Genomic DNA, 9,313 nt, shown 5'->3' with positions numbered 1-9,313 from the left:
TCGGGCGACTTGATGGCCTGCATCACGCCGTTGCGCCAGAGGAAACCGATGCGATCCCCGTCCGGGACGCCATCGAGCGACCAGCCGACGATTTCTCCGCGATTGTTGATGTCCAGCGCGTTGCTGGTGGAGTGGAATTCAAGCAGTCCCAGATCCAGCACCCTGTAGCGTGGCGCGGCCTGTGCGGCACCGCTGGCCATCAGCAGCGCCAACAGCGCCGTCTGCCATGCGCCGGACCAGGGCCTGGTGAAGCTCGAAGTACGCATGTCCAACACTCCTGCACAGCCGGCGGGCTGCAAGGACAGGGTGTGCCAGGCAAGGTACCAAGTCAGAAACTCATCGTCACGACTGAAAGGGCCGTTTCCGGCACAGGGGCGCAGGCCATATCGCTCCTGGCCTCCTCGTCACTGATTGAAGGACGGTGCTGGAACGCACTCAGCGCACAGCACGGGCCATCGCTGGACATTGCTTGCGCTGCATCCGGTCCAACCTCGCGATGGCGTCGTCAGTGCAGCGCAGCAGGATGGATGTGCCCTCCCCTGAGTACGGTGCCGCTTTGCTCGCTCTCCTGAAGGCTGGCTCAGGCAGTTCTGGGCCGCGCTTGCCCTCCCGGTGAAGGCGAACAGTCTTCGCTTGCCCAGCTTGTATGCATGTTGAGTCAGTCACTCCCCAGCGCTTGTGCTGGCCAGCAACCCTGGCATGCTGCGCCTCCCGGGCCGCTGGCCCCATTTTTTGGCTCTTGTCTTGGACGTGCGGCACTGGTTGTTCTTGCTGCGCTGGCCCGCGGTGGTGTTCCTGGCAGGCGTGGCCGCCGCATGGACTGCCGCCTGGTGGCAGAAAGAGAGCAACGACGCAATGCACCGGTCCGAGTTGCGTGCTGCAGCGCAAGAAGCGGCCGAGCAACTGCGCCAGCGCATGCTGCTCTACGAGCGCGGAGTGCGCAGTGCGCGCTCGGTCGTTTTAGGAATTGGTCCCGACCAGGTCACCCGTGAGGCCTTCCACCGGGCACTGGCATCACGTGATTTCCAACGTCAGTACCCTGGCATTCGCGCTTTCGGGTTCGTGCGCCGCGTGCCTGCCGCTCAGGAGGCAGCCTTCGTGCAGGCCGTGCGCTCTGACGGCAATCCAGACTTTCGCATCAAGCCCATCACCCCGCATAGCGGTGAACGCTTCGTGCTGCAGCTCGTGGAACCGCTGGAGGGCAACGCAGGAGCGCTAGGGGTCGACATGGCGTCCGAGCCCGCAAGGCGCGAAGTCGCGCTGGCGGCGATGCACGGCGCAGGTACGGCACTGAGCGCGCCACTGCTAGTGACACCGGTCATACAGGGCCGGGAGTATGGCTTCCTGTTGGTGTTGCCGATCTACCGAACGCTTGATCCGCCGCTGCCGTCGCAACGCGACGCTCAAACCATTGGCTGGGCCGTCGGGGCGCTCTTCACGCAGGAGGTGCTGCATGACTTCATCGAGCCCAGCGGCCATCTCGCCCTGGCGCTCTCGGACACCACGCAGGCGGAGCGTGCAGTGCAACTTTTCACCTCGGCGGCATGGCACGCAGCCGCACCAGCGGGGTTGACGCAGCAGGCGACGCTGGATCTGTATGGGCGCCGCTGGCTGCTGGAGGTGCAGGCACTGCCGTCCTTCATCGAGCAGTTGAACCTCAGACGCCCTGTGGACGTCGTGGTGGCCGGGATCCTGCTGTCTGCATTGCTGGCGCTGCTCACGCACGCGGGCGGCCTGGTGGTCAGCAGCAGGCAACTCGCCGACGAAGAGCGGGCCGGCCGCGCGGCGGTGGTGGACAGCGCGCACGACGCCATCGTCGTCCACACGCTCGGCGACGAGGTGTCGAGCTGGAATGCCGGTGCGCAGCGGCTGCTGGGCTGGGCACAGCAAGACGTGCTGGGGCAAAGCCTCTTGACACTCACGGTACCCGCAGAGCGTCAGCAGGAGTATTGGCAAATGCTGGAGCGGGTTGGCGAGGGGCAGGACGTACCGCCCTTTGAAACCGTGCGCCTGGACCGCTCGCGCCACGCGCTGGACGTGGTGGTCTCCATGGCGCCGATTCGCGACCGGCAGGGACGCGTTACCAGCGTCGCCACCACGATGCGCGACATCCGCTCCCAACGTGCCGCACAGGCGCAGATCCTGTCTCTCAACGCCACGCTGGAGCAGCAGGTACAGCAGCGCACGGCTGAGCTGCACGCGCTGGCCGAGCGCGAAAGGGCGATCCTGGCCGCCGCTGGCAGCGCCATCGTTGCTACCGATGCCGAGGATTGCATCGTGCTGTTCAACCCAGCGGCAGAGCGGCTCACCGGGCGCCTGGAGCAAGAGGTCCTGGGCAAGAAGGCAACCGCGCTGCTTTTCGATCCTCAGGAGCTGCGTGCGCGCTCCCTGGGCCTGCAGGTCCAGGCCGGCGGCCACTTGCAGGACACCGAGGTGGTCATGTCGCACCTCAATGGTGCGGACCATGCCGAGTGGCAGCTGGTGCGCAGCGACGGGGCGCGCGTGCCCGTGCTGCTGGACGTTCGGGTGCTCCACGATGGCGACTCCACGATGCACGGCTTGGTGTACGTGGCCGTGGATCTCTCCGAGCGCAAGCGGCTTGAGGAGGCGCTCAGGCAACGCACACAGGACGCCGAGGCGGCCAGCCGTGCCAAGAGCAGCTTCCTGGCCAACATGAGCCACGAGATCCGCACACCGTTGCACGGGATGCTGGGCATGGCCGGGACGCTGGCCGAGGCGCAGCTGCCGCCGAGGCAGCGCCAGCAGGCCCAGCTGGTCTTGCATTCGGGCCGATTGCTGTTGGGCCTCATCGACGACATCCTGGACTTCTCGCGCATCGAGGCCGGCCAGCTCAAGCTCGAACATGTGCCCATGGACCTGAGCGCCATCGCTCGCGAGGCTGCCGCGCTATTCCAACCCATGGCGGCGCGCAAGGGGCTGGCGCTGCGGCTGCAATTGCCCCAGCAAGAGCCGGCTCCCGTGCTGGGCGATCCACTGCGGCTATCCCAGATCCTCAACAATCTGCTGTCCAACGCTGTGAAGTTCACGTCCGCGGGAGGCGTGGATCTGTGTCTGGTGCACGAGGCAGACGAACGCTGGCGCTTTGTGGTGCGCGACAGTGGCATCGGGCTCACCGCCGAGCAACAGGCGCGGATCTTCGAACCGTTCACGCAGGCGGATGGCTCCACCACGAGGCGCTTCGGGGGCTCGGGGCTGGGCCTGTCCATCGTCAGGCACCTGGCGCAGTTGCATGGCGGCATGGTGGGTGTGCACAGCCAACCCGGGCAGGGTGCGGAATTCTGGGTGGTGCTGACACTGCCACCGGCTGCCCCCGCATCACAAGCTGTGACGCAGGCACCGACATCCCCTGGTGCGTCGGCAGCCGCGTTGACAGGCAAGGCTGTCCTCGTAGCCGAAGACAACGAGGTCAACATGCAACTGGCATGCATGATGCTGGAGCAGCTCGGCCTGCATGCACGCCCTGCGCCGAACGGCGATGCGGCCGTCAGGGCCTATGCGCAAGGCGCCCCGGACATTGTCCTGATGGACATGCACATGCCCATCATGGACGGCCTGGAAGCGACTCGGTGCATCCGCGCCTTGGAAGCCCAACGGAGATTGCAGCGCACACCGATCGTCGCGCTCACGGCCAGTGCGCTGGCTGAAGACCGGCAACGTTGCAAGGACGCCGGCATGGACGACGTGTTGGTCAAGCCCTTTGACATGGCACAGTTGACGGCACTTCTGGAGCGCTTTCTACCGCCCGAGGTGCCGGGCAAAAGCGGGTCTTGAAGCATGCCTGCCTGCCCGGGCAGCGCAGATGTCATGCCGCGGAGCCGAGCGTCCGCTGGGCCGCAGCAGCGTCTGGTAGCCATAAGCCCTGGGCTCTCGTCTATCGCGTGTGCCGGTTTGTGTACGCTGGCAAACTACGGTCACCAGTGGCCCTTTGAGCTGACAGTGGCCAGGGGTATGTTCGGACTGCTCGCCAAGCCATCCGAACGGCATGCAAACCGGACATCTTTGCTCATGACTCTCCAGCAACGCCACAACGTCAACGTCGCCGGCGAGGGAGCAGCCATCATGGTGTTTGTCCACGGCTTCGGCTGCGACCAGCGCATGTGGCGGCTCCTGGTGCCGCACTTTTCACAGCGCTACCGCACCGTGCTGCTGGACCTGGTGGGCAGTGGCCGATCAGACTTGAACGCCTACGACTTCGACAAGTACGCCTGCCTGCACGGGCACGCGGCGGATGTGCTGGAGATCGTCGAGGCCCACGCTGCCATCCCGGTGGTGCTGGTCGGGCACTCGGTGGGTGCCATGATCGGCATGCTGGCGTGCATCAAAGCACCGCAGCGCTTCGCCGCGCTCGTGATGGTCGGGCCATCGCCCTGCTACATCAACGACGGCGACTACGTCGGCGGCTTCACCCGGGCCGACATCCAAGGCCTGCTCGACACGATGGAAAGCAACTACCTGGGTTGGTCCAGCAACATGGCGCCGGCCATCATGGGCGCGCCGGACCAGCCCGAGCTCGGGGCAGAGCTCACCAACAGCTTCTGCCGCACCGACCCTGACATTGCCCGTCATTTCGCACAGGCGACATTCCTGTCGGACCACCGCGCACAGTTGCCGCTGCTGGGCACACCCACGCTGATCCTGCAATGCAGCGACGATTTCATCGCACCGCGCTGCGTGGGCGAGTACATGGCTCGCACTATCTCCAACAGCGCACTGCACGTCATCGACAACGTGGGCCACTGCCCGCACTTGAGCGCGCCGTCGCCGAGCATCGATGCCATGGAGAGCTTCCTGCACGGGCGGGGGCTGTAGCGGATGTCCACGTCGCCCGGCCTGCCGTCGCTGCAGTCGCTGTTCGAACACGCGGCCTGCGGACTGCTGCTGGCAAGGCCCGACGGCACCATCGCCGTCGTTAACCAGACCTTCTGCGACTGGCTGGGCTACGAGCAGGCCGATCTCGAAGGCCGGCGCCGCGTGCAGGACCTGCTCACCATGGGCAGCCGCATCTTCCACCAGACCCATTGGATGCCGCTGCTGTCGATGCAGGGCGCCATTGCCGAGTTGAAGGTCGACTTCGTGGATCGCGACGGCGTTCGCACCATCCCGATGCTGGTCAATGTCGTGCGGCGCCGGCATGGCGATGTCGTGTTCGACGAGCTCTCCGCCATGGTCGTGCTCGATCGCCACAAGTACGAGCGCGAATTGCTGCTGGCACGCCGCCACGCCGAGACTGCGCTGGCTGAGCGCCACGAAATTGAACGGGCCCTGCACGTCAACCGTGACGCGCTGCGCCAACTCAACGAGCAGTTGGGCGATGCTGACCGCAAGAAGGACGAATTCCTGGCCACGCTGGCACATGAGCTGCGCAACCCGTTGGCACCCATGCACAACGTGCTGGAGATCCTGCTGCACAAGGACTTGCAGGACCCGCAGTTGTGCTGGGCCCGCGAGGTGTTGCAGCGCCAGCTCGGCCACATGGGCCGTCTCGTGGACGACCTGCTGGAAGTGTCGCGTATCACGCAGGGCAAGTTGGAGCTTCGGCTGCAGCTGCTGGACGTGGTGGTGGTCGTGCAGGCAGCATTGGAGGAAGTGCGTCCGGCACTGCTGGCTGCGCAGCACCGGCTCGACATCACGCTGCCGCAGGAGCCCACGTGGCTTCATGCCGACCCGGTGCGGCTCACGCAGGTGCTGGTCAATCTGTTGGGCAACGCCGTGAAGTACACACCGCACGGCGGGCACATCGCGCTGGCGTGCCAACGCGCCGGCGCCGAGCTCGTCATCACGGTGGCTGACAACGGCATAGGTATTGCACCTGACCACCTCGCGCACGTGTTCGAGATGTTTTCACAGCTTGAATCCGGGCTGCAGCGCTCGCAGGGCGGGCTGGGCATTGGCTTGGCACTGGTGCGCGGCCTGGCGGCACTGCATGGCGGAACCATTGCTGTTTCCAGCCCGGGACTGGGCCAAGGCAGCGAGTTCACCGTGCGACTGCCGCTGGCCCATGCCGGGCAGACAGCGCCGCAAGCGCAGGCAACCATCCCTGTTGCAGCCGCCGCGCGCCGTGTGCTGGTGGTGGACGACAACCAGGACGCCGCCCACTCGCTGGCGCTGCTGCTGGAACTCGAAGGGCATGCCGTGGCGGTTGCCTTCGATGGGGAAGCAGCCCTGAACCAGGCCGCTCGGTGGCAGCCCGATGTGGTGCTGCTGGACATCGGGCTGCCAGGGATCAGTGGCTACGAAGTGGCACAGCGGCTGCGCCAGATGCCCGGCGGCCAGCGGCTTCGGCTGGTCGCGTTGACCGGCTGGAGCCACGAGCAGGATCGGCACGCCGCACTGCAGGCCGGCTTCGACCACCACCTGACCAAGCCAGTAGAGCCACAGACGCTGAGGGCCGTACTGGCCGATGGAGTGATGCCGCCCGGGCAGTGATGCCTTGTGACGTCGACGCTGCGCGACCGTGGGCGCCAGCCAATTCAGCAGGCCAGGCAGCCGCCGTCAACGCACTTCAGCAGGACGGTTGCTGCCCGGCGGCATCCGTGAGCACTTGCTGCAGTTCGTCGAGGCCCACCGGTTTGGTCAGGTGGCCTGGAAGCCCGCCTGCGCGGTGCGCCGACGGTCCGCATCCCGGCCATAGCCTGTTGCCGCGCGTCAATCAAGGTGAGAGCACCGTTCTCCTGCTTGTCACCGGCGTTGTTGCCACCTTCCCCTTCAGTCGCCTGCTTGAAGCCGGCCTTGAGCATCACCTGGTAGTGACGGATGCGGCCATTGACCACTTGGCCACGCGTTTTCATGAAAGGCATTGCGGTGAGGCACTGACCCAGTCCGCTGGCCCAGAGCTGAGACAGCGAAGTCGTGCCGCAACTCAAGCCCCCGCTCGCCATGCGGCTGGAGGCCGTACGGCGCTGAGGCGGCGCCATCCGCAGCTCATGCGCAGCGTCCGCCGCACGCTGTAGCGGCATGTCCGCGCCTGGCGTGCCCTGGGTGTCTGGGCTTGTCCCGCCAGACCAGCTTGGTACCGGGCTCCGTGACCGGGCCATCCCGGTAGCTGAGACCGTCCGTCTTGAGAGCGCCCTGGTACCAGCCATCTAACCAGGCATCGGCTTCAACTGAGCCGTGTGGGTATGGACAGACGCCGGCTACTTCCGAAAGCGCTTGACCACGAGCGAAGCCCTCGCTCCATGTCTCTCGTTCGTTCTGTGTGATGGCATTCATGGCTCGAATCCTTTTGGAAGGGTTCCCTCTCGCCCATGGCTGCACTTCAGCGACTTCGGCGCCAACCTGTTTGACCATTCCCTGTCGATGCTTGCGGGCGTGGCGAAGTCGCTCCCGTCTGCATGGCCTGTGAGGATCTTGCTTCTTGGCCGTGTATGCCACCGGCAAGAAAGGCCGGTCCTGGCAATTCCCTCGGGACTGCAGCTAGTACGGCATCACCACCAAGAGCACGCACGCCGCCCCGATGGCGGCGATGCCACACCACAGCAGCATGACGCCAGTGCGCCGCCGGTGATCCATGAAGCCAGCGATTCCAGCCACCGCCGCAAGGGCGCCGAACACCGCCATGCCTAGCGCGATGGCTTCCGTGGACGGCATCTTCTGACCTTGGCGTGGCTTGGTGTGACGCCCGGTACTTTTCCTGCAGCCCCAGGCACCGGCGCGAGGTCAGTAGACGCTCGCGGCCCTTGGTCGGCCCACCAGTGCCACGCGCGGTGCCTACAGGTCGCCTACCAGGCCGTTGGAGTACCCGGTGTCGGGTCGCCCGTGACCACCTTCGGTATCGCCTTGTGCAATTTCGAGCGGTTCAGGAAGGCCCGTGATGAGCAATGTGGTCTGCCAAGTCACTGTCGTAGCCCCGGCAGGCAGTCCAGCAGGCCTTTTGCGGCCATGCTGCCCGGATCATGGACGGACTCCTGCCAAGCCGCACAGCCGCGTGAGGTTGTACGCCGCCATGGTCAGCGTGAAGACTTGATCCACCTTGGCCAGACCGCGCACCATCACCTGGCGTATCGGCCCGATGGACTTTTCCCAGCCGAAGCAATGCTCAATGCATTTCCTTCTGATCTGGCTGATCTCTTAGCCAGCGTGCCGCGTGGTGCGGGCATCGATGGCGCTGCCGCCAATGCGTTTAAGGTTCTGAGCCACGTGCGGCGTGACGTTGAGAGCGCGGCATTCCCTGATGAAGCCGCGCGTGTCGTACGCCTTGTCGGCACCCACGGTGATGCGCTGCGTGTCGCTGCACACGTCGCCCAGCATCTCGGCCGTAGCGGCGCGCTCGGCCTTGCCGTCAGCCTGAGTGGTGTGCACGTTGACCACCATGCCATGCCTGTTGTCGGTGAGAACGTGACCCAAGTAGCTCAGCAACGCGGGCGCTGCATTGCTCTTGCGGTACAGGCGCGACTCGGGGTCCGTCTTCGATTCGTGCGTCTCGTTGCTGCGTTTCTCGCCGTGCCAGTTCTCGGGCGGCTGGTCATCGTCGCTGCCGTCCTTGCACCGGATGCTCTTGTGCCCGGCCTAGGCCTGGATGGGCGTGCCGTCCACGCTGAAGTGCTCGCCCGACAACAGCCCCCGGGCCTTGGCCATCTCCACCGTGGCGTCGAACAGCGCCGTCACGGCCTCATGCTCGATGAGGCAGTCGCGGTTCTTACTGAACACCGAGTGGTTCCAAACCGGGTCGTCGATCGACAGGCCCACGAACCACCGGCAAGAGCAAGTTGTAGGTCACCTGCTCCATGAGCTGGCGCTCGCTGCGAATGCTGTAGAGCACCTGCAGCAACATCGCCCGCAAGAGCTTCTCTGGCGCAATGCTCGGGCGCCCGCCTTTGATGTCGGCCTCGTACATCGCCGAGAAACGCTCGTCCATCTTGACCAGCGCCTCGTTGACCCAGGCGCGGATAGGGCGCAGCGGGTGTGACGCCGGCACGAAGTCCTCCAACAGCACCGTCGTGAACAGGCTCTCGCTGTAGCTGTCAGCTCCCCGCATCGTCGTTTTTCTCGTACGTCCAACCCCAATGTTCGCTCAGCTCGACTTTGGCCATTTCCGCGCTGTAAAGGCGAAGCGGATCGGCTCGTAGACTGACTGTTCTCTCCGGGCAAGGGAGAAGGCCATGTCTGTTTTGCCGACCCGCTTCGCGCAGGTCATTTTGTGCTTCGCCGGGCTGTTTTGTCAGCGAACTTGGCAGCATGCCCAGTTGCTGCTCATGGGCGCGGTGCTGGTGCCCGGCGCGCGCACCGTCGCCAGCGTGCTGCGGGTACTGGGCTTGGCCGGCGAAGCGCACTTCGTGAACTTCCATCGCGTGCT

7 protein-coding genes and 1 pseudogene are annotated in these 9,313 nt (G+C 65.4%); 4 read left to right on the top strand and 4 right to left on the bottom strand.

Annotated elements, in window-relative coordinates; all coding sequences use genetic code 11:
• A partial coding sequence (locus tag H537_RS57120) for a hypothetical protein (protein ID WP_441293989.1) occupies positions 1–272 on the bottom strand: 272 nt, incomplete at its 3' end.
• A 427-nt stretch (positions 273–699) separates the two neighbouring features.
• Between H537_RS57120 and H537_RS0137930 the strand changes: the two genes are divergently transcribed.
• The 3 genes from H537_RS0137930 (at position 700) to H537_RS0137920 (ending at position 6,447) form a co-directional block, all read left to right on the top strand.
• Entirely contained in the window at positions 700–3,792 is a 3,093-nt protein-coding gene (locus H537_RS0137930; RefSeq protein ID WP_156902221.1) for a CHASE domain-containing hybrid sensor histidine kinase/response regulator family protein, read from the top strand.
• A 234-nt stretch (positions 3,793–4,026) separates the two neighbouring features.
• Entirely contained in the window at positions 4,027–4,830 is an 804-nt protein-coding gene (locus tag H537_RS0137925; RefSeq protein WP_029002009.1) for an alpha/beta fold hydrolase, read from the top strand.
• Between the two features lie 3 nt (positions 4,831–4,833).
• Positions 4,834–6,447: a hybrid sensor histidine kinase/response regulator gene (locus H537_RS0137920; RefSeq protein ID WP_029002008.1), complete on the top strand. Its 1,614-nt coding sequence runs from the start codon at positions 4,834–4,836 to the stop codon at positions 6,445–6,447.
• A gap of 44 nt (positions 6,448–6,491) precedes the next feature.
• On the opposite strand, the gene H537_RS54090 is transcribed toward H537_RS0137920, so the two are convergent.
• From H537_RS54090 to H537_RS48095, 3 genes and pseudogenes are all read right to left on the bottom strand, one after another.
• On the bottom strand, positions 6,492–6,809 hold the full coding sequence (locus tag H537_RS54090; protein ID WP_156902220.1) for a hypothetical protein: 318 nt from the start codon (positions 6,807–6,809) through the stop codon (positions 6,492–6,494).
• Positions 6,810–7,434: 625 nt separating this feature from the next.
• A complete protein-coding gene (locus H537_RS54085; protein ID WP_156902219.1) occupies positions 7,435–7,608 on the bottom strand; it encodes a hypothetical protein in 174 nt (57 codons plus the stop codon).
• Positions 7,609–7,911: 303 nt separating this feature from the next.
• A pseudogene (locus tag H537_RS48095) lies at positions 7,912–8,995 on the bottom strand (IS5 family transposase).
• Between the two features lie 124 nt (positions 8,996–9,119).
• Between H537_RS48095 and H537_RS55255 the strand changes: the two are divergent.
• A partial coding sequence (locus tag H537_RS55255; RefSeq protein WP_043462042.1) for a hypothetical protein occupies positions 9,120–9,313 on the top strand: 194 nt, incomplete at its 3' end.

The organism is Azohydromonas australica DSM 1124 (genome assembly GCF_000430725.1).
Lineage (GTDB): Bacteria > Pseudomonadota > Gammaproteobacteria > Burkholderiales > Burkholderiaceae_C > Azohydromonas > Azohydromonas australica.
The sequence above is the reverse complement of the archived record's forward strand: the minus strand, read 5'-3'. Positions and strand labels throughout refer to the sequence as shown.